Source organism: Pseudomonas sp. QTF5 (genome assembly GCF_000512695.2).
Taxonomy (GTDB): domain Bacteria; phylum Pseudomonadota; class Gammaproteobacteria; order Pseudomonadales; family Pseudomonadaceae; genus Aquipseudomonas.
Genome location: NZ_AZRW02000002.1, coordinates 40,813 through 65,590, shown reverse-complemented (window position 1 = coordinate 65,590; position 24,778 = coordinate 40,813). Strand labels below are relative to the sequence as shown.

26 protein-coding genes are annotated in these 24,778 nt (G+C 56.3%); 16 read left to right on the top strand and 10 right to left on the bottom strand.

Annotation, left to right across the window (positions count from 1 at the left end; all coding sequences use genetic code 11):
* The 7 genes from narJ (at position 1) to IC37_RS01845 (ending at position 6,592) form a co-directional block, all read left to right on the top strand.
* Positions 1 to 756, top strand: a complete 756-nt coding sequence (gene narJ / locus IC37_RS01875) for a nitrate reductase molybdenum cofactor assembly chaperone (protein WP_030130740.1) — start codon at positions 1 to 3, stop codon at positions 754 to 756.
* Positions 749 to 1,429 (top strand): respiratory nitrate reductase subunit gamma, encoded by a 681-nt coding sequence (gene narI / locus IC37_RS01870; protein ID WP_030130741.1) that lies wholly within the window; start codon positions 749 to 751, stop codon positions 1,427 to 1,429. The genes narJ and narI overlap by 8 nt, the downstream gene beginning before the upstream one ends.
* A 10-nt stretch (positions 1,430 to 1,439) precedes the next feature.
* On the top strand, positions 1,440 to 2,396 hold the full coding sequence (locus IC37_RS01865; RefSeq protein ID WP_030130742.1) for a peptidylprolyl isomerase: 957 nt from the start codon (positions 1,440 to 1,442) through the stop codon (positions 2,394 to 2,396).
* Between the two features lie 23 nt (positions 2,397 to 2,419).
* Positions 2,420 to 3,412: a GTP 3',8-cyclase MoaA gene (gene moaA, locus IC37_RS01860; RefSeq protein ID WP_030130743.1), complete on the top strand. Its 993-nt coding sequence runs from the start codon at positions 2,420 to 2,422 to the stop codon at positions 3,410 to 3,412.
* Between the two features lie 272 nt (positions 3,413 to 3,684).
* A complete protein-coding gene (locus IC37_RS01855) occupies positions 3,685 to 5,700 on the top strand; it encodes a ribonucleoside triphosphate reductase (protein WP_030130744.1) in 2,016 nt (671 codons plus the stop codon).
* 32 nt (positions 5,701 to 5,732) lie between these two features.
* On the top strand, positions 5,733 to 5,900 hold the full coding sequence (gene nrdD, locus IC37_RS01850) for an anaerobic ribonucleoside-triphosphate reductase (RefSeq protein WP_030130745.1): 168 nt from the start codon (positions 5,733 to 5,735) through the stop codon (positions 5,898 to 5,900).
* Complete coding sequence (locus IC37_RS01845) at positions 5,897 to 6,592, top strand: anaerobic ribonucleoside-triphosphate reductase activating protein (protein WP_030130746.1); 696 nt, start codon at positions 5,897 to 5,899, stop codon at positions 6,590 to 6,592. Before nrdD ends, IC37_RS01845 begins: the two co-directional genes overlap by 4 nt.
* A gap of 16 nt (positions 6,593 to 6,608) precedes the next feature.
* On the opposite strand, the gene IC37_RS01840 is transcribed toward IC37_RS01845, so the two are convergent.
* The 4 genes from IC37_RS01840 to IC37_RS01825 are packed head-to-tail and all read right to left on the bottom strand — an operon-like array spanning position 6,609 to position 9,709.
* The gene (locus IC37_RS01840; protein ID WP_030130747.1) at positions 6,609 to 7,988 is read right to left on the bottom strand and encodes a 4Fe-4S binding protein; all 1,380 of its coding nucleotides are present in this window, start codon (positions 7,986 to 7,988) and stop codon (positions 6,609 to 6,611) included.
* Positions 7,976 to 8,830, bottom strand: coding sequence for an FTR1 family protein (locus IC37_RS01835; RefSeq protein ID WP_030130748.1), 855 nt, complete (start codon positions 8,828 to 8,830; stop codon positions 7,976 to 7,978). Before IC37_RS01835 ends, IC37_RS01840 begins: the two co-directional genes overlap by 13 nt.
* A 21-nt stretch (positions 8,831 to 8,851) precedes the next feature.
* Positions 8,852 to 9,184 (bottom strand): cupredoxin domain-containing protein, encoded by a 333-nt coding sequence (locus IC37_RS01830; protein ID WP_030130749.1) that lies wholly within the window; start codon positions 9,182 to 9,184, stop codon positions 8,852 to 8,854.
* Positions 9,185 to 9,709 (bottom strand): iron transporter, encoded by a 525-nt coding sequence (locus IC37_RS01825; RefSeq protein WP_030130750.1) that lies wholly within the window; start codon positions 9,707 to 9,709, stop codon positions 9,185 to 9,187. It lies immediately after the preceding gene.
* A gap of 180 nt (positions 9,710 to 9,889) precedes the next feature.
* On the opposite strand from IC37_RS01825, the gene IC37_RS01820 reads away from it, so the two are divergent.
* Complete coding sequence (locus IC37_RS01820) at positions 9,890 to 10,102, top strand: DUF3079 domain-containing protein (RefSeq protein ID WP_030130751.1); 213 nt, start codon at positions 9,890 to 9,892, stop codon at positions 10,100 to 10,102.
* 44 nt (positions 10,103 to 10,146) lie between these two features.
* Here the strand turns inward: IC37_RS01820 and IC37_RS01815 are convergent, their stop codons facing one another.
* From IC37_RS01815 to IC37_RS01795, 5 genes are all read right to left on the bottom strand, one after another.
* On the bottom strand, positions 10,147 to 11,085 hold the full coding sequence (locus IC37_RS01815) for a carbohydrate kinase (RefSeq protein WP_030130752.1): 939 nt from the start codon (positions 11,083 to 11,085) through the stop codon (positions 10,147 to 10,149).
* Between the two features lie 95 nt (positions 11,086 to 11,180).
* Positions 11,181 to 11,819, bottom strand: a complete 639-nt coding sequence (locus tag IC37_RS01810; protein WP_030130753.1) for a nucleoside triphosphate hydrolase — start codon at positions 11,817 to 11,819, stop codon at positions 11,181 to 11,183.
* A gap of 146 nt (positions 11,820 to 11,965) precedes the next feature.
* Positions 11,966 to 12,892, bottom strand: a complete 927-nt coding sequence (locus IC37_RS01805; RefSeq protein WP_030130754.1) for an ABC transporter substrate-binding protein — start codon at positions 12,890 to 12,892, stop codon at positions 11,966 to 11,968.
* 44 nt (positions 12,893 to 12,936) lie between these two features.
* On the bottom strand, positions 12,937 to 13,959 hold the full coding sequence (locus IC37_RS01800) for a ribose ABC transporter permease (protein ID WP_030130755.1): 1,023 nt from the start codon (positions 13,957 to 13,959) through the stop codon (positions 12,937 to 12,939).
* A complete protein-coding gene (locus IC37_RS01795) occupies positions 13,956 to 15,515 on the bottom strand; it encodes a sugar ABC transporter ATP-binding protein (protein ID WP_030130756.1) in 1,560 nt (519 codons plus the stop codon). The genes IC37_RS01800 and IC37_RS01795 overlap by 4 nt, the downstream gene beginning before the upstream one ends.
* A 178-nt stretch (positions 15,516 to 15,693) precedes the next feature.
* On the opposite strand from IC37_RS01795, the gene IC37_RS28760 reads away from it, so the two are divergent.
* The 4 genes from IC37_RS28760 to IC37_RS01780 all read left to right on the top strand — a co-directional run bounded on the left by IC37_RS28760 (position 15,694) and on the right by IC37_RS01780 (position 20,286).
* Positions 15,694 to 15,975, top strand: a complete 282-nt coding sequence (locus IC37_RS28760; RefSeq protein ID WP_143519138.1) for a hypothetical protein — start codon at positions 15,694 to 15,696, stop codon at positions 15,973 to 15,975.
* Positions 15,976 to 16,033: 58 nt separating this feature from the next.
* Positions 16,034 to 17,044, top strand: coding sequence for a LacI family DNA-binding transcriptional regulator (locus IC37_RS01790; RefSeq protein WP_081729355.1), 1,011 nt, complete (start codon positions 16,034 to 16,036; stop codon positions 17,042 to 17,044).
* Positions 17,045 to 17,279: 235 nt separating this feature from the next.
* Positions 17,280 to 18,944 (top strand): glucose-6-phosphate isomerase, encoded by a 1,665-nt coding sequence (gene pgi / locus IC37_RS01785; protein WP_030130758.1) that lies wholly within the window; start codon positions 17,280 to 17,282, stop codon positions 18,942 to 18,944.
* A 115-nt stretch (positions 18,945 to 19,059) separates the two neighbouring features.
* Entirely contained in the window at positions 19,060 to 20,286 is a 1,227-nt protein-coding gene (locus tag IC37_RS01780; RefSeq protein ID WP_030130759.1) for a carbohydrate porin, read from the top strand.
* Between the two features lie 226 nt (positions 20,287 to 20,512).
* Here IC37_RS01780 and IC37_RS01775 read toward each other — a convergent pair whose 3' ends face one another.
* Positions 20,513 to 21,601 carry a GlxA family transcriptional regulator gene (locus tag IC37_RS01775; protein WP_030130760.1) on the bottom strand — a complete coding sequence of 363 codons (1,089 nt, stop codon included), beginning with the start codon at positions 21,599 to 21,601 and terminating at the stop codon, positions 20,513 to 20,515.
* Positions 21,602 to 21,699: 98 nt separating this feature from the next.
* Here IC37_RS01775 and IC37_RS01770 point away from each other — a divergent pair, with 98 nt between their 5' ends.
* From IC37_RS01770 to IC37_RS01755, 4 genes are all read left to right on the top strand, one after another.
* Entirely contained in the window at positions 21,700 to 22,572 is an 873-nt protein-coding gene (locus IC37_RS01770) for an ABC transporter substrate-binding protein (protein ID WP_030130761.1), read from the top strand.
* Positions 22,573 to 22,649: 77 nt separating this feature from the next.
* Positions 22,650 to 23,438, top strand: coding sequence for an amino acid ABC transporter ATP-binding protein (locus IC37_RS01765; RefSeq protein ID WP_030130762.1), 789 nt, complete (start codon positions 22,650 to 22,652; stop codon positions 23,436 to 23,438).
* On the top strand, positions 23,438 to 24,094 hold the full coding sequence (locus tag IC37_RS01760; RefSeq protein ID WP_030130763.1) for an amino acid ABC transporter permease: 657 nt from the start codon (positions 23,438 to 23,440) through the stop codon (positions 24,092 to 24,094). Before IC37_RS01765 ends, IC37_RS01760 begins: the two co-directional genes overlap by 1 nt.
* Positions 24,091 to 24,774, top strand: coding sequence for an amino acid ABC transporter permease (locus IC37_RS01755; RefSeq protein WP_030130764.1), 684 nt, complete (start codon positions 24,091 to 24,093; stop codon positions 24,772 to 24,774). The genes IC37_RS01760 and IC37_RS01755 overlap by 4 nt, the downstream gene beginning before the upstream one ends.
* Positions 24,775 to 24,778 lie beyond the last annotated feature (4 nt).

Here is a 24,778-nt window from a genome sequence, read left to right as displayed (position 1 = left end):
ATGCAAATTCTCAAAGTGATTTCGTTGCTGCTCGACTATCCGACCGAGACGCTGATTGGCGGGCGCGACGAACTGGAGCAGGCGATTATCCAGTCACGGGAAATCAGCCCGAAACAACGCGGTGCGTTGTTCGATTTGCTGGAGCTGATCTGCGCCAATGACCTGATGGACGGGCAGGAGCACTACGGTGCGCTGTTCGGCCGGGGTCGCTCGCTGTCGCTGCTGCTGTTCGAGCACGTGCACGGCGAATCCCGCGACCGTGGTCAGGCGATGGTCGACATGATGGCGCAATACGAAGCCGCCGGTTTTGCCATCGGCGTCAAAGAGCTGCCGGACTATATCCCGCTGTACCTGGAGTTCCTGTCCACCCGCGAAGACCTCGAGGCCCGCGAGGGGCTGGCGGATGTTTCGCACTTGCTGGCCTTGCTCGCGGCGCGTCTGGAGGAGCGCGAGAGCGCCTATGCCAGTTGCTTCCGGGCGCTGCTGCAGATTGCCGGGGCCGAGCCGCATCAAGCGATCGCCGACCTGCGGGCGCAGGTGGCTGCGGAACCGCGCGACGACTCTCTCGAAGCCCTCGACAAGATCTGGGAAGAGGAGGCCGTGGACTTTCTCCAGGCCGAACAGCAGGACCGTTGCAGTTCGTTGCCAAGCGCACCGGGCAAGGCCCGGGAAGAAAGTGCGGTGCCGTTGCACTGGGTGGATTTTCAGCATGAAGGGCTGGCCGCCGCGCCAGCCCAGGAGGTGGGCAATGTCTAAATGGAACCTGTTGTTGTTCGGGGTCTATCCCTATGTGGCCCTGATGATTTGCCTGATTGGCAGTTGGGCACGCTTCGATCTGTCGCAGTACACCTGGAAGGCTGGCTCCAGCCAGATGCTCAACCAGCGCGGCATGCGCATGGCGAGCAACTTCTTCCACATTGGTGTGCTGTTCGTGTTGGCCGGGCATTTCGTCGGCCTGCTGACGCCAGCGTCGGTTTATCACCATGTGATCAGCACCGAGAACAAGCAGTTGCTGGCGATGGTGTCCGGCGGGTTCTTCGGCCTGTTGTGCCTGATCGGTCTGCTGATGCTGGTCAAGCGGCGCCTGACCGATCCACGGGTACGTGCCACCTCCAGCACTTCGGACATCGTGATTCTGCTGGTGCTGTTGGCGCAGTTGCTGCTGGGTTTGCTGACGATCGTCGCCTCCACCGGCCACATGGACGGCTCGGTGATGGTGATGCTCGCCGACTGGGCGCAGAACACCGTGCTGTTGCGACCAATGGAAGCGGCGGCGGCTATCGCGCCGGTCGGGCTGATCTACAAGCTGCACGTGTTTCTCGGTTTGACCCTGTTCGTGCTGTTCCCCTTCACCCGTCTCGTACACATGGTCAGTGCACCGATCGGGTACGTGGGACGCCGTTATCAAATCGTTCGGCAGAAAATCTGAGGAGGCAATCATGTCAGGTGGATGTGGATGTGGCGGCGGTAACGGCGGCAGCGGTGGCTGCGGTTCTTCCAAACAAGCAGAGCCTTCGGTGCCAGACGTTGTGGACATCGCGCAGTTTGAAGCACTCCCGACTGAGCCGGCGGCTTTCGAGGACGCCCCGGCGCAGTTGATCGCCAGCAGCGAGCAGGAGTGGCCCATCATCAGCGTCAACGAGGTGTCGATCACCCCGGAGGCAATGGCTCAGGAGCTGCAATATCATCCGGCCGAGAGCCGCGAGGAAGCGGTGTACCTGGCCGCGAGAGCATTGGTGATCCGCGAGTTGTTGCAGCAGCGCATTGCCGAACTCGGCCTGTCGCTGGAGATCGGCGCCGGCGAGAACGAAGAAGAAGCGGCCACTCGCTTGTTGCTCGAGCGGGAGGTGCAAGTGCCTCAGTGCGACGAGGAAACCAGTCTGCGCTACTACGAAAACAATCGCGGACGCTTTCACAGCGCGCCGTTGCTGGCGGTACGGCACATCCTGCTCGAATGTGCGCCGGATGATGTCGAGGCGCGTGCCGTTGCGCATGATCAGGCGGAAGTTCTGCTGCAACGTCTGGAAGACTTTCCCGGCAGTTTCGCTGAGCTGGCCGTGAAGTATTCGGCCTGTCCGTCGAAGGCTCAGGGCGGTTCTCTGGGGCAAATCAGCAAGGGCCAGACCGTGCCCGAACTGGAACGTCAGCTGTTCACCCTGGCGCCGGGCCTGGCCAGCAAACCGCTGGAAAGTCGCTACGGCTGGCATGTGGTCAGTGTCGATCAGCGGATCGAAGGCATGCCGTTGCCCTATGAAGTGGTGTCGACGGCGATTCGCACGCAGTTGCAGCAAGGCGTCTGGCAAAAAGCCCTGGTGCAGTACCTGCAAACCCTGATCGGTGCGGCGGATATTCGGGGCATCCACTTACAGGGCGCCGATTCACCGCTGGTGCAGTGACCCATGGCAAACCGGGAGATGTGATGAACGCTGTGATGCAGGATGGTTTTGGGCGGCAGATCGATTATCTGCGGATGTCGGTGACGGACCGGTGTGATTTTCGCTGTGTGTATTGCATGGCGAAAAACATGACCTTCCTGCCGCGTCAGCAGGTCCTCACGCTGGAAGAGTTGCAGCGTCTGGCAACGCTGTTCGTCGGGTTGGGCGTACGCAAAATTCGCCTCACCGGCGGCGAGCCGCTGATTCGTCCGGGCATTGTCGAACTGTGCCGCAACATCGCCGCGCTGCCCGGTTTGCGTGAACTGGTGATGACCAGCAACGGCTCGCAACTGAGCCGCCTGGCCCGGCCATTGGCGGAGGCGGGGGTCAAGCGAATGAACATCAGCCTCGATAGCCTGGACGGGCAGAAATTTCGCGCGATCACCCGCATCGGCGATCTCGATCAGGTGCTCAACGGCATCGAAGCGGCGCGGGACGCGGGGTTTGAACGGATCAAACTCAACTGCGTGGTGATGAAAGGGCGCAACTTCGATGAAGTCCCGGCATTGGTGCAATACGCCATCGATCAGCGCATCGATATCAGTTTCATCGAAGAAATGCCCTTGGGCGATGTCGGGCGTTCCCGGGGCGAATCGTTTTGTTCCAGCGACGAGGTACGGGCACTGATCGCCAATAGTCACCGGTTACTCGACAGCACTGAAAACAGCGGCGGACCGGCGCGCTACGTTCGTCTGGAACGCCATCCCGACACCCGGATCGGTTTCATTTCACCCAACAGTCACAATTTCTGTGGCAGCTGTAATCGGGTGCGGATGACTGTTGAAGGGAAGCTGTTGCTTTGTCTGGGGCAGGAGGACGCGCTGGATTTAAGAGGATTGTTGCGGCGTTATCCGCTGGATGATCAGCCCGTGATCAATGCGGTGCAGAAGGCCTTGCGCGGTAAGCCGTTGCGCCACGATTTCAGTCCGGAAGGGGAGGTGCAGATTGTGCGGTTCATGAACATGAGCGGTGGTTGAATTACCTGCACGGTTCATAAAACACCGGAAACCTAATGTGGGAGCAGGCTTGCTCGCGAAGGCGGAGTGTCAGTCTAAATTAATGTCGACTGACACTCCGCCTTCGCGAGCAAGCCCGCTCCCACATTGGATTTTCTTTTGCCGTCATCGGGCGGTTTTTCACCGGCAAATCTTGATATCGATCAATTGCAGATCAGTCCTTTGTCCGTAGTCTTCACTGCATGTTGTGTTTGTTTGTCTATAAACATCTATATGTAGTATCTGGAGGCCGAATGCAGAGCACGCTGATCTCAGTAGGATGTAACCGCTTGCACAAGCGCGATGGCAGTCTGGTCGCCTTTGATGCGGACAAGATCCGTCAGGCGTTGATCGCCGCCGGCAAGGCAACCGGGGAGTACGCCGAGGTTGAGGTTGAAGGTTTGCTTCAGGCGGTACTCGCTCGGCTGGACGGACTGCCAAGGCTGCATGTCGAGCAGATCCAGGATCGTGTTGAACGGGTGTTGATGGACGCCGGTTTTTTCTTCGCCATGCGCGCCTACATCGTCTACCGCGAACAACACGGGCGTTTGCGCCGTGATCGCCGGACCATGGTCGAAGTGGCGACCTCAATGAACGAGTACCTGGACCGTGAAGACTGGCGAGTACAGGCCAACGCCAATCAGGGCTATTCCCTGGGTGGGCTGGTGTTGAACGTGTCGGGCAAGGTCACCGCCAACTACTGGCTGGACGAGGTGTACAGCGAGGCCATCGGCCAGGCCCACCGCGAGGCGGATTTGCATGTACACGACCTGGACATGCTCGCCGGCTACTGCGCCGGGTGGTCGCTGCGCACCCTGTTGCACGAGGGGCTCAACGGTGTGCCGGGGCGTGTCGAAGCCGGTCCGCCAAAGCACTTGAGCAGCGCGCTGGGGCAAATGGTGAATTTCCTCGGCACCCTGCAAAACGAATGGGCCGGTGCTCAGGCATTCAGCTCGTTCGACACCTACCTGGCACCCTATGTGCGCAAGGGCCAGCTGAGTTATCAAGAGGTGCGCCAGGCGATCCAGGAGTTCATCTACAACCTCAATGTGCCGTCACGCTGGGGCACTCAGACGCCATTCACCAACCTGACCTTCGACTGGGTTTGCCCGCAGGATTTGCGTGAGCAGATACCCGTCATCGGCGGGGAGGAAATGCCGTTTGCCTATGGCGACCTGCAAGTCGAAATGGACCTGCTCAACCGCGCGTACATCGAGGTGATGCAGGCTGGCGATGCGAAAGGGCGAGTGTTCACCTTTCCAATCCCGACCTACAACATCACCCATGACTTTCCGTGGGACAGTGAAAACGCCGACCGTCTGTTCGAGATGACGGCGCGTTACGGCCTGCCGTACTTCCAGAACTTCCTCAATTCGGATCTGCAACCCAATCAGGTGCGTTCGATGTGCTGCCGGTTGCAGCTCGATGTCCGCGAGTTGCTCAAACGTGGCGGCGGTTTGTTCGGCTCGGCGGAGCAGACCGGATCACTCGGTGTGGTGACGATCAACTGCGCGCGTCTGGGCTATGTGTTCAAGGGCAACACCAGTGGTTTGTTGCAGCGCCTGGACACGCTGATGGAACTGGCAATGGAGAGCCTGGAGGTCAAGCGCAAGGTCATTCAGCACCACATGGATGCCGGTTTGTACCCTTACACCAAGCGTTACCTGGGCACCTTGCGCAACCATTTTTCCACCATCGGCCTCAACGGCTTGCATGAAATGCTGCGCAATTTCACTGGCGACGAGGAGGGCATGCACACCGAACATGGTCGGCAGTTTGCCCTGAATCTGCTGGACCATGTGCGCGCCACATTGCTGCGCTTTCAGGAAGAAACCGGTCATCTCTACAACCTGGAAGCAACACCGGCGGAGGGCACCACCTACCGCTTCGCCAAGGAAGACCTCAAGCGCTATCCGGACATTCTCCAGGCGGGCAGTGCACAAGCGCCGTATTACACCAACTCCTCGCAACTGCCCGTGGGCTACACCGAAGACCCCTTCGAGGCGCTGGAACTTCAAGACGAACTGCAATGTAAATACACCGGCGGCACGGTCCTGCACTTGTACATGGCCGAGCGAATTTCCTCGACCGAGGCCTGCAAGCAACTGGTACGAAAAGCCCTTGGCCGCTTCCGCCTGCCGTACCTGACCGTGACCCCGACGTTCTCCATCTGCCCGGTGCACGGCTACCTCGATGGCGAGCATGAGTTCTGCCCCAAATGCGACGAGGTTCTGCTGCTACAAGAGCAGAAAGCCGCCGCTGTTCATTGATTTCGATCCACTCAACCGCAAGGAACTTCACCATGACTGCATCGCAAACACTGCCCCAGGCTCAACGTCAACGCTGCGAAGTCTGGACCCGGGTGATGGGCTATCACCGTCCTGTGTCGGCGTTCAATCCGGGTAAACAGTCGGAGCACCGTGAGCGGATGCACTTCACTGAAAGCGCGGCACTGGCCGGGCGCCAATGAGTCGAATGCTTCGGGTCGGGGGCATGGTGCCCCTGACCACTATCGACTATCCGGGACAGCTCGCCTGCGTGCTGTTTTGCCAGGGTTGCGCCTGGCGTTGTCGTTATTGTCATAACCCGCAGCTGATTCCCCCTCGTGGCAGTGAGGAAGTGGATTGGCGGCGGGTGTTGGCGTTTCTGCAACGTCGTCAGGACTTGCTCGATGCTGTGGTGTTCAGCGGCGGTGAGCCGACCCTGCAGGACGGCTTGCTCGGCGCCATGGACGAAGTGCGGGACATGGGATTTCGCATCGGCTTGCACAGCGCCGGGATCAAGCCGGCCGCGTTCGCCAAGGCATTGACCGGGGCGGATTGGGTCGGTTTCGACGTCAAGGCGTTGCCTGAAGATTGCGAGGCCATCACTCGGGTCGAGGGCAGTGGGACTGCCAATTGGCGCAGCCTCGAGCATCTGCTGGCCAGTGGTGTCGACTACGAATGTCGCACCACCGTGCATTGGCATCTGTTCGAACCGGCGCGTCTGCTGATCCTGGCCAAACGCTTGAATGCACTCGGCGTCAAACGCTTCGCCGTGCAACTGGTTCGCACCGAGCGGATGTTCGATCCAATGCTGCCAAGCGTTTCGGCTCAAGCGTTGCAACCAGAGTTGTGGGAGGCCATGCGCGAGTTGTTTCCAGCCTTCGTGTTGCGGGGGTAACGGGGGGTGGGAGAACTCAAGCCCAGCCCCAGAATTGCAACCACCAGCCAAATCCCACCATGCCTTCGGCCAGTAGCAGGCAAGCAATGGCAGACCCGCGTCGCACCCGGGAAAGATTTTCGCGACTCAGCCGTTTCCAACCCAGTAGCAGGCTCCAGCCCATCGCGGCCAATAACAGACAGGCCCTGGCCGGTTGTACCCACTCCAGCAGCAGACCTTCATAACGCAGTAATTTGACGGTGGTGGCCGACAGCCCGAGAAACAGTCCGGCACCCCCCAGGGGCGTGAGTGTCAGCGCCAGAGGCCAATACAGTGCGCGATCTCGCGCCAGTCGGGCCGTCAGTCGCAGGAGCAGCATCAACGCTGTGCCGAGCACGATTGAACTTAAACTCAAGTAAGCGACGATGCTGAAGCCGTCGAGCCAACTGAAGCTGTCGTTGAGTTGCGGGTAATGGGTTAGCAACCACCAGGGGGCGTTGTCCCGTAAGGCCCAGAGCTGATTGTGTTCCACCAGCCACTGGGCCAGGTTTTGTTTGAGGGTGATAAACCATGGGCTGACCGTCCACTGAAATGCGCCCATGGCCAAGCCGATCACGCCGAACAGCAGCAAGCGTGCGTCCCAAGGGGATAGCGTCTGCGCCGTCGCGTGAAGAATCTCCTGATTGCTGGAGCGGGCGATCAGCTGAACGGCACCGCGTTGCCCGCTGCAGCGTCCGCAGGCGTGGCAATCACTGGCGCCTTGCAGGCGGCGGATATCGAGCAGGGGAGCGCAGTTGGGCGGCGGCAGGCGTGGTGCGGCGTTTTCTAGCCAACGTTGTTCATCGACCTGAAAGTGCACAGGGGCCAGCCTTGCGAGCAGGGCGAAGACGCCGCTGACCGGGCACAGGTAACGGCACCAGACCCGCTTGCCCCGGGCGAACAACAACCCGACGATGACCGCTGCGACGGTTGAACCGCCCAGAATCAACAGCGCGGCCTGGGCGTAGTCATAGACGCTGATCAACTGGCCGTAGAGGGTCGTCAGGCAGAACGCCAATGTAGGCCAGCCGCCCCAGCGCAACCAGCGCGGCACACCCAGGCCTTTACCGTAATGGCTGGCCCATTCGCTGAGCGAACCTTCCGGGCACAGAACGCCGCACCAGAGTCGGCCGAAGAACACCATCGACAGCAATACGAACGGCCACCAGATCCCCCAGAATAAAAACTGCGCGAGCAAAGTCAGGTTGTCGAGTATCCGTGCCTGGCTGTCCGGCAGTGGCAACAGCGCCGGGGTCACCAACAGCACCGCGTAAAACACTACAACAGCCCACTGCACCGCACGGATGACGGGCGCATGGCGACGCATCCCGTTGCCCAGTCGTTGGAGCCATCGATCGCGTCGGCTCAGGTCGGGCATGGCAGGTTTTCCGCAGTCCGTTGCCGTAGCCAGCCGCCGATGGCCAGCCAATAACCGATCCACACCAACAAGGTCAGGCCACTGGGGCTTGCCCGATAACCGGCGAACCCTGCAAGAAAGCCACCCAATCCATGGCTGTCGCTCAGCAACGTGCTGCTGTCCCAAAGCGCTTCGCCAATGAGGTTGTAAACCACGTCCGGCACATCCAGGGCGAGCAATTGGCCGCCGATTCGCTCGGTGCCGCTGACCAGCAAGGCCGCGCCGAGCATGAGCAAGATGACTTCGCTGATGGCAAAAAATCGTTGCCATGAAATGAATCGGCGACTGCTGTGCAGCAGCGTAATGGTCAGCGCTGACAGCACCAGCCCCAATACGCCGCCGACGGCAAACAAACCGAGCTGCGGACCTCGCAAACGGGCACCGGCGCCATAGAGAAAAACCACCGTTTCGCTGCCTTCGCGGCTGATCGCGAGCATGGCCAGCAGTAACAGACCTGCGCCACCTTGCCGGGCCAGATGGCTATCGGCGTGTCGTCGCAAATCGTGGTTGAGGGTGCGCCCGTGGCGATGCATCCAGCCCACCATCTGCACCATCAACAGGCTGGCAACCAGCGCGAGTGCGGCCTGGAACCATTCGCTGGCCGACCCGCTCATGGCCTCACCGGCAAACAGAATCAACACCGCCAGCAGGCCCGAGAGCATCAACCCCAGCACTACTCCCGCCCAGAGGTATTTGACCAGACGATTACGTTGGGCTTGCTGGCTGGCCCAGGCCTGGAGAATACCGATCACCAGCAACGCCTCGACGCTTTCGCGCCAGACGATGAACATTGATTGATTCATGAAAACTCCGTGCGCTAACAGTTAATTCGCGAGGATGCCGCCCTCGGGCAATTGCGGATTGAACTCGTCGAAAAAGGGATAGCGGCCGGGCCTGAGCGGGTGAATGACGACGAAGGTTGTCACGCCCGGCGACAGTACTTTTTCAACCCGCAACGGCGTGCTCTCGAACTCGGCCGGCCCCTGACCGCTATTTTTCAGGACGATCTTGAAGCGCTGTCCGGCCGGGACCTCGAGCAAGGCAGGGGAGAAGTGGCCATCGCGCAGGGTCAGTTCGTAGCTCGGCAACTCGGCATGGGCCGTCAACGGCGCAACTGTTCCGGCCACAATCAGCCAGGCAAGATGCAGGCGCTTCATTCAATAGCCGCCTTTTTTGCCGATGCCGGCGTAGATGAATTCGTAGTGCAGTTCGCAGCGTTCGAACCAGGGCGCTACACCGGTTTCCTTATCGGTATGACGCCCGAGGGAGTCGTGACCGGTGGGTGGCAGCACGGTGAAGGTCAGCCGATATTTGCCCGGCCCCAGCAGCTTCACATTGTCGCCATAGTGCGGGCCGTCATTGGCGACCATGGCATGGAAGTCGCCTTTGATCTCGGGGTCGCTGCCGTGTTTTTTCAGGTTGAATGAGACGTTCAGGTAGGGCACGAAACTGCCTTCCTGAAAGCCCTGTCGATTGTCCGCCGTGGCCCGAATGTCAGCTTCCAGGTGGACGTCGGAATCCGCGGTCGCGCGCATCATCCCCGCAGGTGCCATTTCTATCGGCTGCAAATACACCGCCCCGACTTCCAGCCCGGGACACAACTGTGGTGCCCCGATCGGGTATTCCTTTGCGTGAGCCAGCGGTACGAGCAAGAGCAGAGCGAGTGAGAGGTGGGTACGCATAATGTCTTCCTGAGCACTGACGAGTAAGAACCCGAGTCTAGGAAGCTTTGCTGCGAACAATAATGATTATTATCAAGTTTCGAGCAATTAAACCGATGGCTCGGGCTTGATATCCATCAAGGATGGTTTTGCACAAAGGCTGTAGGTTGGAAGAACGTCTCTCAATGATCGGGGATCGAAATGGCCAAGAACTTTCCCATCAACCCCAAGCACCCCGAGCGGATCTGTTGGGGATGCGACCGGTATTGTCCGGCCAAGTCCCTGGCATGCGGCAATGGCTCCGAGCGTACGATGCATCCAGCCGAGATGTTCGGAGAAGATTGGAATTTGCCTGGCGACTGGGGCATCGAGCCCCTCATCGTTACAGACAGGACAGCGGGTGATGGCGTTTAGCTCGCGAAAACTGCCATCCCCGCGATACAGATCCTGACCGGATATCAATCCAACTGATGCCGATAAGGCAAGTCCGGCCCGGTCTTGCCGCAGGTCAGGGCGGCGGCGCTGACGGCGAAGGTGAGCATCGCGTCGATCTGTTCGCGACTCAAGCGCTGTAAACCCTCCACCGAATCCAGCTGCTGTTCGGTCAGCCAGGCGATCAACGCCGCCTGGAAGGTGTCGCCGGCGCCCACGGTATCGGCCATCACCACGGCACGGGCCGGCACCGACCAGGTACCATGGCGGCGGCTGAACACGGTCGCGCCCTGGCCGCCACGGGTGAGGAATACCAACTGACAGCGGTGTTCCAGCCAGCCTTGGATCACGCTCTGCGGATCACGCCCGGGGTAGAGCAAGTTCAGGTCCTCGTCGCTGACCTTGATCAGGTCGGCATGCTCGACCAGAGTGCTGATGCGTTCGCGCCACAGTTCGATATTCGGTTCTGGGTTGAGTCGCACGTTGGGGTCGAGGCTGATCAGGCGTTTGCCGCTTTCCCGGCGGACCAAGGCCAGCAGGGTGTCGGCAATCGGCTGGACTACCAGCGAGAACGAGCCGATATGCAACCCACGCACCTCAGCGCCTAACTCAGGCAAATGCCCCGGCAACAGCTGGCGATCGGCACAGCCTTCGCCGCGGAAGCTGTAATGCGGCGAGCCATCGGCACCGACGGCGACCATCGCCAGGGTGGTCGGTGCGTCGAAGTCCTGCAGGTAGTCCGGGCGCACGCCTTCCTCCAGCAGCACTTGCTGTAAACGCCGGCCGAGGTAGTCGCTGGACAGCCCGGCGAACAGCGCCACGTCGATGCCCAGACGGCGCAAGCCGACGGCGACATTGAACGGCGAACCACCGGCAATCGCTTTGTAGTTCACTTTTGAAGCTTGAGCGTTGGCGTCGTTTTCACTGAAGAAATCGAACAACGCTTCACCACATACCAGATACATAGTCATTCGCTCTTTAAAAGTTCGCCCTGTTAGCGTTAAAAAGCTAGCTAAGGGTTAACGGCGTGATTCTTTCTCAAAGGAGAGAAAGTGGGTTCTTAATTTGTGATCGTGAAGTCAGCGATATGGCTGGCCGAAATCACAATGTCGGCATTCTGAAGGTCGTTGCGATGAACTTTTTCATAGGAAGTAGACTCATCGAAACCCAATGAACGCCATCGATCAAGCAGGCGCGCTTCCAGGGTTTTGCGGTCAGCCTGCAGCATTATGGTGGCGTCAAAACAGTCTCTTAAGGACGACCATGGGGCGAGGTCCAATAGAAGGTAGTTTCCTTCCACGATGAGATATTTCACGTCAGAGGAAATCAATTGTCCTGCAGCACGGGATATCTCCAGGATTCGATCGAATACCGGAACGGCAACCGCTGGTTCGTTGTTCGCACGAAGCCGTAGCAGCAGACTCCTGAAGCCACCCACATCGAATGTATCAGGTGAGCCCTTACGATCTAAAAGGTTCAAGGATCCAAGAACCGCGTCATCGTAATGAAAGCCATCCCCGGGAACGACAGCTGCGCTCCCCGGCATAACGCTATTAAGGGCCTCTACCAAGGCCTCGGAGACGGTGGACTTACCGGCACCAGGCGGCCCCGCTAGCGCAACGACAATTCGATTACCAGGCAGAGCCTTAACGTAGTTGAGTAACTCTGTGCTTACTATTGTGTCTGTTTTGGTAAACATGCCAAATCTCTCGTCAGCAGCCGTCGCTCAGGCTTCCCACAGGTTCGCCCCTCTAGGGATCTTCATGCCGTTCGGCTGCTGCGAGCAACTCGCAGCAGCCATTCCCCGCATTACAGAGGTGGCTAGAGACTCCTATGTCACTTGACTTAGTGGTCAGCTTGCCAGCCTTTGTACTCCATGACATTGGTTCGTGTTACCAGTGAGGGTTGAAGCAGTACCGTTGTGCTTTCCAAAGATTTGCCATTCAACAGGTCATTACCCATCGTTACGGCCTGTTGTGCCTGGCCCCAAGGGGACTGAGAGGCGGATGCCTGGATCTGTGTATCGCTTTTGAGCGCAGTCTCTATATCGGGAGCCCCATCCACCGATGCGATAATGATGCCTTTGCGCTTGAGTTGTTTTGCTGCCAGGTCTGCACCTATGGCCTGGGGATCATTGATCGCGAACACCGCGTCGACTTTTGCAAAGCGAGTCAAGTCGCCTTGCATCACGCTGTAGCCACCTTCGCGCGAGCCTTTGGCATCCTGATTATCAGACAGTATCTTGATATCGGGTGCCTGTGCGAAAACACTCTTGCAGCCATTGACTCGGTCCAAGACTGCTGAAGTCTGGGTACCATTCTGGATAATAACGTTACCCTTGCCACCCAGCTTCTCAGAGATGTACTGACATACAATCCGGCCGGCTTCGACGTTATCGGTCTGTACCGTGGCGTTGGCACCTTGCACCATGACATCTACGCCCACAACCACTATGCCTGCCTTCCTTGCTTTAGCAATCGCAGGCGCGATTGCTACAGGGTCGACGGCGTTGACAAGAATCAAGTCTACGCCCGAAGAAATAAAGTTATCGATTTGAGTGAACTGCTTATTCAAATCGTAATCTGCCGACACCGAGATAAATTTTGCGGCTGGATTGATATGCAGTGCCTTGGCCTTGGCGCCATCTACCATCGCTACAAAATAAGGATTACCCAGCGAGCCAACAGTTATCCCGACGGATTTCAACTCTCGCGCTTGAGCGTTGCTAAATGCCAGTAGTGTACAAGCAGCGGTCAATATTATTTTTTTCATGAGAACTGTCTCTTGTTATTGGAGTGTGGGGGGTTATATATGATTCAGGTTCGTGCACCTGACTGCCGAAAGCGATCGAGGGCTACCGCTCCGATGATGACAACACCTTTGATAATGTATTGCCAGATATCCGAAACTCCCAGCAATATCAGGCCATTGGAAAGTGTAGCGATAATCAGGGCGCCAATTAGCGTACCGACGATGGTGCCGACGCCTCCTGTAAAACGCGTGCCTCCCAGAATAACGGCGGCGATAGCGTCGAGTTCATAAGACTGTCCCATTTGCAGTCCGTTAGCAGCCATCAGTCGAGCGGAAGTCATGATAGCCCCCACACCCGCCAACAAACCGGATAGGGCATAAGCAAATAGCAGGACTTTCCAGACCTTGATTCCCGACAACCGTGCGGCCTCAGGATTGCCGCCCACTGCGTAAATCTGTACGCCTAACACCGTACGTCGAAGAATAATCCACGAAAGAGTAACCACTACTATCGCGATTACAACCAGCCATGGCACCCCGAACAACGTATCGTTTCCAATGTAAGCAAAGGACAGGTCGGGATTGAAAACCGTTTTGTCTTCGCCGATGAGACGTGCGATTCCACGCATCGCAGTCAATCCGCCTAGCGTGACGATAAACGCCGGTAGCTTTCCAAAAGCGACCAATACACCATTGACGAGCCCTAGCAGCAGTCCGACTCCAAGCCCCGCAGCAATGGCCAGGGGAGCAAACCCCGGAACTTGCGATACCAATAGCGCCACTACTGCGGAAACAGCCAGAATCGAACCAACCGAAAGATCGATTCCACCTGTCAAAATCACGAAAGTCAGACCTGACGCCAATACCACGTTGATAGAGGCTTGCTGACTGATGATTGAGAAATTCTGGACCGAGAAAAAGCTCTCGCTCATCAGGCCAAAGCCTACACAAAGGAGTAACAATACGGGCAGCATGCCCGCTACTCTCATCAATTGGCGCATTTTATCCTGCTTGGAAGCTCCGGCGATGCTTCGTACACCAGGCGTGGTGAAGTCACTTGCTACTTTGCTTTGCAGTGGGGAAGTCATTGGACTAAGTCTCCGTTGGCTAGAGTCAACCTGTCGCTGCCTGTGGCAAACGCGATAATGGCTTCAGGTGTGATATCAAGACCGCTGTGGCCACCGAGTTCGGTGACAAGTTTACCTTCACACATGACCAATACACGGTCGGCAATTCCAACGATCTCTGGTAGTTCACTTGAAATTACCACTACGCAAACGCCGGATGCTGCTAATGCATTGATGATTTTATATATTTCTGATTTAGCCCCAATGTCGACACCCGATGTAGGCTCGTCGAGGAACAATACTCTGGGCTTCATCTCCAGCAGACGAGCCAGCAAAACTTTTTGCTGGTTGCCTCCGGACAGCGCTCCAACATTGATATCTGAGGACGCTTTGATATTGAGTGCCTGGATTGCTTGTCCGGTACGTCCAGTTCCGGCCGTTCGGTCCACAAGCCCCGCAAATCGAGCATCACTTCCCACAACACATACATTGATATTGTCGTGGACACTCATGTCGAGAAAAAGGCCCAGTGCTTTGCGGTCTTCTGTCAGATAGACGATACCTGCATTACCTGCATCGCGAGGAGAGCGTATGACTACAACTTCGCCGTCCATTTCAATCTTTCCGCCGGAGTACGCATCGACGCCTGCGATTAATCGGGCAAGTTCGGTTCTTCCAGAACCCACCAGTCCTGCAATCCCGAGAATTTCGCCGGCATACAGATCGAAACTGCAATCCTGAATTTTGAAGTCATCTGTAAGATTGCGAACACGTAGTATCGGTTGCTCGTAAGAGCACAAAGGTCGCTCATGGGCGTAGAAGCCGGAAACATCGCGGCCAACCATCATCCGGACCAGGGTTTCAGCTGACAGCGTGACGCGATCCAGCGAACCAACGTAATGACCGTCCCGGAGCACCGAAACAAAATCGGACAATGCGTATATCTCGGCCATTCGATGGCTGATATAGATGATCGCGACGCCATCATCACGTAGCTGGCGAATCAATGTAAAAAGACTTTCGGTCTCTTTTGTGGAGAGCGGCGTTGTAGGCTCGTCCATCACCAGGATTCGCGTATCGGCATGAATTGCACGCGCGATTTCAACAAGTTGTTGGTCCGCAATCGACAAGGTACCGACCAGTGCGTGCGGATCAAATGTGACGCCAAGTCGCTTTAGTACTACGAGCGCGCCTTCGGTCATTGCCTTGCGGTTTATAACCCCACATCGTCGAATCTCTCTACCCAGGTAGATGTTCTCCACCACGCTCATATTCGCGCACAAGCTGAGCTCTTGATAGATGACGGATATGCCATGGCGCTTCGCATCGTTCACGCCATAGTTTCGAATATCACATCCGTCGATTCGTATGGTGCCACTGTCGGCGACATAGGCCCCCGATAGTATTTTCATCAGAGTGGATTTTCCGGCGCCGTTTTCGCCCATTAGCGCGTGGATTTGTCCAGGGAAAATACTGAGGTCAATGTCATGCAGGACGCGTACCCCATTGAATGACTTCGATATGGAATGCATTTCCAATAGGGCAGGAGGGGGGCTTTCAGATCCAGTGCTCAGCATAGCTGTTAACTCCTTATCTACCGATTTGAGAAGCAGTTGAAACCTCTCATCGGTGTTCTTGTTTGAGCAACATAGTCGAAAGGAAAGCGCTTGCGCAAGCGCTTTCCTTTTCGTTCGAGGAATTCTCCAAAAAGCACTTCCATGTCGATTCCCTAGGGAAGCCCCGATCAAAGAGAACATGAAAAGGATGTTAGAAAAGCGCTTGCGCAAGCGCTTTCGTCTCGGCTATGCTTTTTTCAACAAGCGCCGCTGCGTTCCATTAATTGGTTCGCAGGATGATCGCTACGATAATAAAAAGGAGTGCCCGGCTATGCTGCATAGCGGATTCCACCATCTCGCTTCACAGACTTCAGATGCGCTGCGCACCTCGCTGGGTCTTTCACGAAATTGCGGGTTCGCCCCGGGATCAATTCCGAGAGCCATCGACGCATTTTCTCGCCGTGAGCTTTACAATAGGTAGCAACTGGACATGAGTTCAGCGCTATCCATCAAATCACGTGAGAAAGGAGTGATGCACAGTGGGCGCAAAGATGAGCGATGTCGCGAGAGCCGCGAACGTTTCAATGTCTACGGTATCTCATGTACTCAACGGTACTCGTAAAGTACATCCTGACACCGTCCGTAACGTGAATCAGGCTGTAGAGTCCGTAGGCTATATTCGAAACTCACTCGCTCGGTCTCTGGCTCGTTCCTCTTCGGGCTCGGGTGCCATCGGTGTGGCGATTGCTACGCTTTCAAACTATTACTTCAGTGAAACAGTACGTGCCATCGAAGCGGCCTGCGCGAAAAGCGGTTTGATGATGATACTGGTCAATACCCAAAGAGATCCGGAACAGGAACTCAAAGCGGTCAAAGCACTGCATGAGCGACGTGTTGACGGGATTGTACTCGCCTCGGAATATGATCCGGAAAATCGAGTATTTAATTACTTAAAAGCCAACAAGATACCCACGGTTCTCATCGATCGACTTCTCTCGACGTCTTTCGATCAGGTGGGGGTAGAGAATAAGCACTCATCTCAAGAGTTGATTGCACACCTGATTAAACTGGGTCATCGGCGTATCGGGATGGTATCCGGACGATTGACTCAGTCTTCTTCTCATGAGCGAATTGACGGCTACCGTGCGGCTTTAGCTGACGCTGGAATTGAGTATGAAGATCAATTGGTTTGCTGTGGTGAATCGGCGATTGCGCCGGCAATGGAAGCCACTCGCCGTTTGCTATCACTAGAGCACCCGCCCACCGCAATAATGACTGCAAACAACTTGATGACCATTGGTGCAATGCAGGCCCTTCGTGAAGCGGGGCTTGAGGTGCCAAAGGATATCGCGCTGGTTGGCTTTGACGATTTCGACTGGGCGGATGCTTTTAGCCCAAGACTGACAGTTGTAGCGCAACCTCTCGAGGAACTCGGAGCCCAGGCTGTGAAGCTTTTATTGAAGCGTATCAAGCAACCTGAGGGTAGACGTCAGACTATTAGATTGAAACCCTCTTTAATCCAGCGAGATTCTTGCGGCGCTCCCAAATGACTGTACTCAGGGTTTCGTCCTGAGGATCTAGCGGTGCAGACGTGAATTATTTGATTCTTGTCCACGTCTCGCCGCCTGGATAACTTTTCCGATAGTTGGTTGTAACTACAAATCGCAGAGCTTATTCCTGTGATGGCGCTTCTGCGTTTGCAGAATTACAAAACGCCCACATTTGAATGGCAAGACAAGAGTCGATTGAGACGGCACAAGCCGTATTGGCGAAGAAGGGCTGAGCATGAATAACTACAACAAAACGAATGATGTGACTGCACTGCCGGCATGGCGCAATTTGCTCGACCATCGGGAGAGCATGAAAAATTTTAGTATGCGCGATGCCTTTCGAGATGACAGTAAACGCTTTCAGGACTTTTCCTTAGCGGGCTGCGGGCTTTTTTTGGATTACTCCAAAAACCTGATCACTCACGAGACGCGTTCATTGCTTGTAAACCTTGCTCGCGAGGCAGGCGTGGAACAGGCAGCGCATGCCATGTTCAGTGGAGAGAAAATCAACGGCTCCGAGGGGCGTCCAGTGCTGCATACCGCGCTGCGGCGACCAGTGGGGGACGCGTTGATGGTCGATGGTCGCAACTTGATGCGCGATGTGCATGGAGCCCTGGCGCAGATGACTGACGTTGTGAGTCGTATCCATAACCATCTGTGGCGTGGTTACAACGACAAGGTCATCACCGATGTCGTAAACATTGGTATTGGTGGCTCATTTCTGGGCCCGGAGCTTGTCTCCGAGGCACTGGCGCCTTTCGCACGGCATGGGGTGCGGTGCCATTATCTAGCTAACATCGACGGCAGTGAGTTCCGAGAGGTTACAGCCGGACTGAACGTAGAAACAACGCTGTTCATCATCTCCAGCAAAACCTTCGGTACGCTTGAAACCTTGAAGAATGCACAAGCTGCTCGTAGCTGGTACTTGGCTAAGGGCGGGACGGAAGAGAAGCTATATCGTCATTTCATTGCTGTGACAAGTAATCGCCAGGCAGCGCTGGATTTCGGCATCCGTGAAGCAAACATTTTTCCTATGTGGGACTGGGTCGGTGGCCGTTACTCACTATGGTCTGCAATTGGCCTGCCGATTGCTCTGGCCATTGGCATCGCTAACTTCAAGGAACTGCTATCCGGCGCGTACGCTATGGATCAGCATTTCCTGAACGAACCATTGGAACAGAACCTTCCTGTTCTTTTAGCGGTACTCGGCGTTTGGTATCACAACTTTTGGGGTGCGCAAAGCTATGCGTTCTTGCCCTATGACCATTACCTGCGCAACTTCGTGAAGCATCTGCAGCAGATGGACATGGAGTCAAATGGCAAAAGTGTTCGTCATGACGGCACGCCAGTGTCCTGCACCACGGGCCCCGTAATCTGGGGCGGTGTGGGGTGTAACGGACAGCACGCGTACCACCAGTTGCTGCATCAGGGAACGCCTCTGATTCCAGCTGACTTCATTGTGCCCGTGGTCAGCCACAATCCAGTGGCCGATCATCAGGAATGGCTGTACGCCAATTGCTTGTCTCAAAGCCAAGCGCTGATGTGGGGCAAAACCCGCAGTGAAGCTGAGGCAGAGCTAAAAGCCAAAGGCCTTTCATCCAGTGAGATTGAACGACTGGCGCCGCATAAAGTGATCCCCGGTAACCGGCCAAGCAATACAGTTGCTCTTGAGATCATCAATCCACATAGCCTTGGTGCGCTGATCGCCCTTTATGAGCACAAGGTCTTTGTCCAGGGCGTAATTTGGGGAGTCAATTCGTTTGATCAATGGGGCGTGGAACTGGGCAAGGAGTTAAGCAACAACGTCCATAGCCTCCTGACTCGCTATGACGCGCAACCGGCTGATGATTCCTCGACGCAGGGTCTTATAGATTTCTTCCGAGGACGTCATCGGGGGTAGAGCCTCTCCCTTTCGAAAACCGGTGCGTGGGAGTTAACCGCGTACTTTGATTAAAAGCGTGCTGTTCGCGTTATCGGCCTTGTCCAATAAATATAAAAAACAAAAGGTGTTATGAATGAACGTTAAAACTCTCAGCGCAGTTCTGGGTGCGTCCTTTGCTGTCGGCTTTTTGCCCGTTGACGCGTATTCAGCTGACTTCACTGGTTATTTCAGAACCGGAGTAGGGGATTCGACTCAAGGAGGGAAACAGTCGTGTTTTCAGCTACCGGGCGCGCAATCCAAATACCGTCTTGGCAACGAATGCGAGCAATACCTGGAGCTGGATTTGCGTCAGGATCTGCTTTCACTGGACGACGGCTCGGTGGTCAGCGTGGAAGGCATGGCACAGTTTTATAACGAGTATGGCCATGAACCAAAATTCGACGGGGAGCACGGCTATACGCGTATGAGTCAACTCTACGCTGAGTGGAGCAAGATGCCGGCATTGAATGGTGGTTCTTTCTGGGCAGGCCGTCGTTACTACAACCGAAACGACATCAATATTTCCGACTACTTCTACTGGAACCAAAGCTCGACAGGCTTTGGGTTCGACCAGGTCGCGTTGGGAGATCTGAAATACAGCTACGTGTTCTCACGCAAAGACAACGTCTTCCAAAAGGATTTTGTCACCCGTCATGATGTGACCGTCAGCGGATTCAACACAAATCCCGGTGGCGAGGTTCAGCTGGGCGTCAGTTATCTGGACAAGCCGAGCCGCGAGAATGCTCATCAGGGCTGGTCGGTGGTTGCCCAGCACAAGCAGGTCGCGTTTCTTGGCGGAGTCAACAAGTTCGCTGTTCAATACGGCCGAGGGCCGGGCACCGCATTGGGCTACACCGGTGATACCACGTTGGATGAGAGCAACAAGAGCTGGCGGCTCGTGGAGTTTTTCGACTGGCAAATGACTCATGCTTTCAGTGGTCAAGTTGAATTGGTCTATCAAAAAGACACGCGCCCTGATGGTGATGATCAGAACTGGTTATCCATTGGTGTTCGGCCAATTTATGCGTTCACGGATCAGTTCAAGTTGATCACAGAAGTTGGGCGCGACCAGGTTGAAGCCGCAGACGGTACCCGAAAACTCACTAAGTACACCATCGCGCCTACCTGGTCTCCGAAGGGCCCGGGATTCTGGGACAGGCCGGAATTTCGTCTGTATTACACCTACGCTACCTGGAACAAGGCTGCGCAACGCGCCGCCAGCTTGCAATCTCCGGGATCGGCGTTGTCTGATACCGGTTCGTTTGGTACAGACCTGCACGGCTCCAACGTAGGGGTTCAGATCGAGTATTGGTGGAAATAAACTCCTGAAATGACAGTGGCTGACAATCAGCCCGGATCTGCTTCAACAACTGCGGATAGCGAGGGCAATCCAACGCTTCTTCTCAAACAGGAAGGGAGTGGTGAGAGGGCGCTGAACGTTGTGACGTTCAGCGCCATAGTTGATCGAACATTGCTGAAGCTTTTTCAGGCGAGTCACTCAGAGTGAGAGATAACGCCACCCTCCTTTTATCCGGTGATCGAGTGCGTCACTGTGTCGCTTTTCGCATCAACTCTTTGCGCAATTTTCCGGGTGACATGCCAAACATGTTCTGAAAATGTCGAATGAAATGAGGTGCATCGGCGAACCCGCATTCGAAAGCGATTTCCCCTATATGTCGATCCGAGCTGATGAGGAGCCATCGGCCAAACCTGAGTCGAACCTGACGGTAGAATTGGGCTGGAGTGTTACTGGTTTCGGCGACAAACAGCCGCTCAAGTTGCCGTTTACTGGTACCGACAAGGTTTGCGATTGAGTCAATGTCCAAGGGTTCGGTCATGTGCTTTTCCATCAGCATCACGGCTTCGTGCAGACGCCTGTTCGAAGAGCTGGCGTAGCCAAGTGCCTTTCGCCGGTCGACAAAACTGCCGGAACTGCTTTTTGCGACCGTCATCTGATGAACAACTTTGCCGGCCCGATCCGGGCCGCAATGCACCCCAATAAGATGAATGGCCAACTCAATCACCGAGATACCGCCTGCGCAGGTGATCCGATCCTTGTCGATGAGAAAGTCACTGTTGCTGACAAAGCGCAATCTGGGGAACAGACGTTTCCAGTCGTCGCAATGGTAGGCATGTACGCAAGCAGTACGTCCCTCCATCAGGCCATGTCGAGCGAGCACGAAACTGCCTGTGCATAGTCCGATCAACGGCACGTTAGCGGCTGCTGCCTGATGCAGAAATGCCGGATAAGTCTTTGGTGCTGCCTCAAGGGAATCAAGCAGCCCCCCAATCACCACGATGTAATCAAATTGATGAGGATTGGTGAGCTCAGTGTCGATAGGCACATCCAGTCCACAGCTGGAAATGACTCTTTGCCCAAGGGTACCCAGTACTTTCCATTGGCAGCGTATCGGGCGGCTCTGATCACCCGTATCGGCGGCATGTCGCAGCGCATCGGTCAGCCCTGACAGCGACAGCAAGGGGAAGCGCGGCCACAACACAATGCCAATAGATAACTCAGTGGCGCCGCGTCGGCCTGGCGGATTTCGTGCCTGACCATTATCAAGCCCTTCCACGAGGCTTTCGCTGGAGGCCCTGGGCAGTACATTTCCGAAATGTCGCAAATATTCAATCATTCATGCAAACCATCCAACCAGTTATACCGCCGATCACCATACGATGAGCTCCTGCCCAACACCATGCTGTTCATAAAAAAACAATCGAGGAGCACGTGATGAAGAAGCCCAACGTTCAACGTATTGCCGGTATCTATGCGGGTCTGCTGGTATCCATGCTGGCCTCGGTACCGGCATTCGCGCTGGAAACGGTAGAGCCGGGAAGCCTGACTATTGCGTTCAGTGGTGATATGCCGGGGACCGGTTATCAAGACAGCCGAATGGTCGGCTACGACGGTGAAATCCTTCAACAAATTTCCGAGAAGCTGGGTTTGAAAGTTAAACCTGCGTTGATGGACTGGGCCGGCACCATCGCCTCAGTGCAGGCTAAACGCGTGGATGTCATGGCCGGCACCATGGGCTGGACCGAGCAGCGCGCGAAGATCATGACCGTGAGCGACCCGATTCACTATTTCAAGAACGGCATCACCCAGACCGACAAGACCAACTGGAGCAGCCTCAAAGATTTGCAGGGCAAGAAGGTCGGCACCATCACGGGTTTCTCGTTCATCCCTGAGATGCGCAAGATCGAGGGGCTACAAGTGGCGCTGTACGACACATCCGATGCCGCGGTGCGCGATCTCCTCGCCGGGCGCATCGATGCAGTGATCGGCGATCCTCCGGTCATGCAATACGCCATTTTCCGCAACGAGCAGTGGCACCTGCACTTCAACGCTTTCACCGACAACGATCCGAATTTCCCCCTGCTAACGGGTCTGGGCCAGGTGGTGTACGGCTTCAATAAAGGGGCCAACCCGCAGCTGGTGGCGGCCGTGAACGAGCAGATCCAGTCTCTTTGGAAAAGCTGTGAAATGCGCAAGATCGGTGCCCGCTACGGTCTGACTCAGGATGTCTGGTATGTGCCGGAAGGCAAGGACCTAAGGCTTGGTGTCGACCGCCCGGCGGACTGGAAACTGCCCGGATGCAAGTAAGTGCTTGAGCGGATGAGTCGGCCTGATGCCCCGTGCCGATTCATCGCCATGTCTATAACAAAAAGAGGTTAACCACGATGTCGACCCTGTCCGAACCTGCGTTGCTGCGAGTGCATGACCTGCACAAAAGTTATGGTGATCTGGAAGTGCTCAAGGGTATCAACCTGGAATTGAAAGCCGGTGAAACCCTGTCGTTGATCGGCCCCAGCGGGTCGGGAAAGTCCACTTGCCTGCGTTGCATCAATTACCTGGAAAAACCCACTCGAGGCGATATCTGGCTGGGCGACGAGTTGATCGGGCAGGTCAAGGACGGTAAACGCATACGTCTGATGAGTGATCGGGAAATGGCTCCGCAGCGACGCGAGATCGCGATGGTGTTCCAGCTCTTCTACCTCTGGCCGCATTTGAGCGTACGCGACAACGTCGCGCTGGGGCCGATCAAGGCACAGGGTATGCCGCGCAAGCAGGCCTATGAGCTGGCTGATGCCATGTTGGAAAAAGTCCATCTGCGGCACAAAGCCGAGGTCTATCCCGAGCAATTGTCCGGCGGGCAGCAACAGCGGGTCGCTATCGCCCGCGCGTTGGCCCAACAACCTAAAGTCATTCTGTTCGACGAACCGACTTCGGCGCTGGACCCCGAACTGGTGGGTGAAGTACTGGCCGTAATTCGTGAGCTGGCGCAAGAGGGCCGCACCATGATCATGGTGACCCACGAAGTGCGATTCGCTCGGGATGTGGCGGATCGGGTGATCTTCATGGACGGCGGACACATTGTCGAGCAAGGGCCTTCGGCGCAGGTTATCGACAACCCCAGTCACGAGCGCACCCGCAGTTTTCTTGGGCGCATGGCCATGGAGGGCGCTTGATGGCGAACTTCGAGATCTTTCTCGGGCTATTGCCCCTGCTGTTGAAAGGCGCACTCACCGCCCTGGAGATCGCGTTGTGTACCTTGCTGCTGGCGAGTGCCGGAGGGGTAGTACTGGCGGTGTTGCTGACGTTCGGTCGGTCACGGGTGTTGCATGGGATGATCGGCTGTTTCATTGAATGGATGCGCAATGTTCCCGCGCTGGCGCATCTGTTCCTGATCTATTTCGGTCTGTCCTATCTTGGCATCAACTTGCCCGCATGGCTGGCCGCCATCGTCGGCTTGAGTCTGGTGGGCAGCGCGGTGTTGGCCGATATTTTCCGTAGCGGCTTGCAGTCGCTGCATGTCGGTCAGTATGAAGCCGGGCTGGCTGTCGGCCTGAGCCGGATGCAGATTCTGCGTTGCATCCTCTTGCCCCAGGCCCTGCGCGTGACGTTGCCGGCGTTCGCCAACTACGTCACGCAACTGGTCAAGGACACGTCCATCGCTTCGGCCATCGCCGTGCCGGAAATCATGTTTCTGGCGCGCAATCTGGTGACCTCCACCTTCCAGACTTCACTGATCTATTTGGCTGTGATGTGCATCTACGCCGCGATGATTTTGCCGATCGGTGTGGGCTTCATTCGGCTCGAACGTCATTTTGGGAGCGCGCGATGATCAGTTTTTTTCAGCAATACCCAGAGTACTGGAGCGACTGGATCGCTCGCCTGTTGCTCGGTGCTAGGATCAGCGCCGAATTGTCCCTGATGGGGTTCGCTCTGGCGGCCATATTGGGTGCGTTGTTGGCCTGGGCGATGAGAAGCCCCAGTGTCCTCCTGAAACGGTCGGCCGCGTACTTTATTCAGAGCATGCGCGCCGTACCTCTTTTAGCGTTGTTGCTGGCCCTGTATTTCGCGTTGCCCAGCCTGGGATTGACGTTATCTGGCTATTGGGCCGGGGTCATTGGTCTGGGTTTGCAGGGCGCCGCTTACGTTGCGGAAATCCTGCGTGGCAGCCTGGATTCGCTGCATCGCGGCCAGCGCGAGGCCGCCATCGCCATCGGACTGACACCGCTGAAAGCGTTTACGTCAGTCATCCTGCCGCAAGCGATTCGCGGCATGTTGCCGCCATTGCTCAACGCCTATGTGTCGATCCTCAAGGACAGCTCGTTGTGCGCCCTGATCGCTACCGATGAGCTGATGCTGGCGGCGCGGGCCATCGCTTCGGAAACCTTCCTGCCCATGCATGTCTTTCTGCTGGTAGGGCTGTTCTATTTTGTTATCGCTTTCCCTCTTTCAATGCTGTCGCGTGTGCTTGAAAAGCACTTTTCACGCGGGCGCAAAACCCTGCGAGGTTGAATAC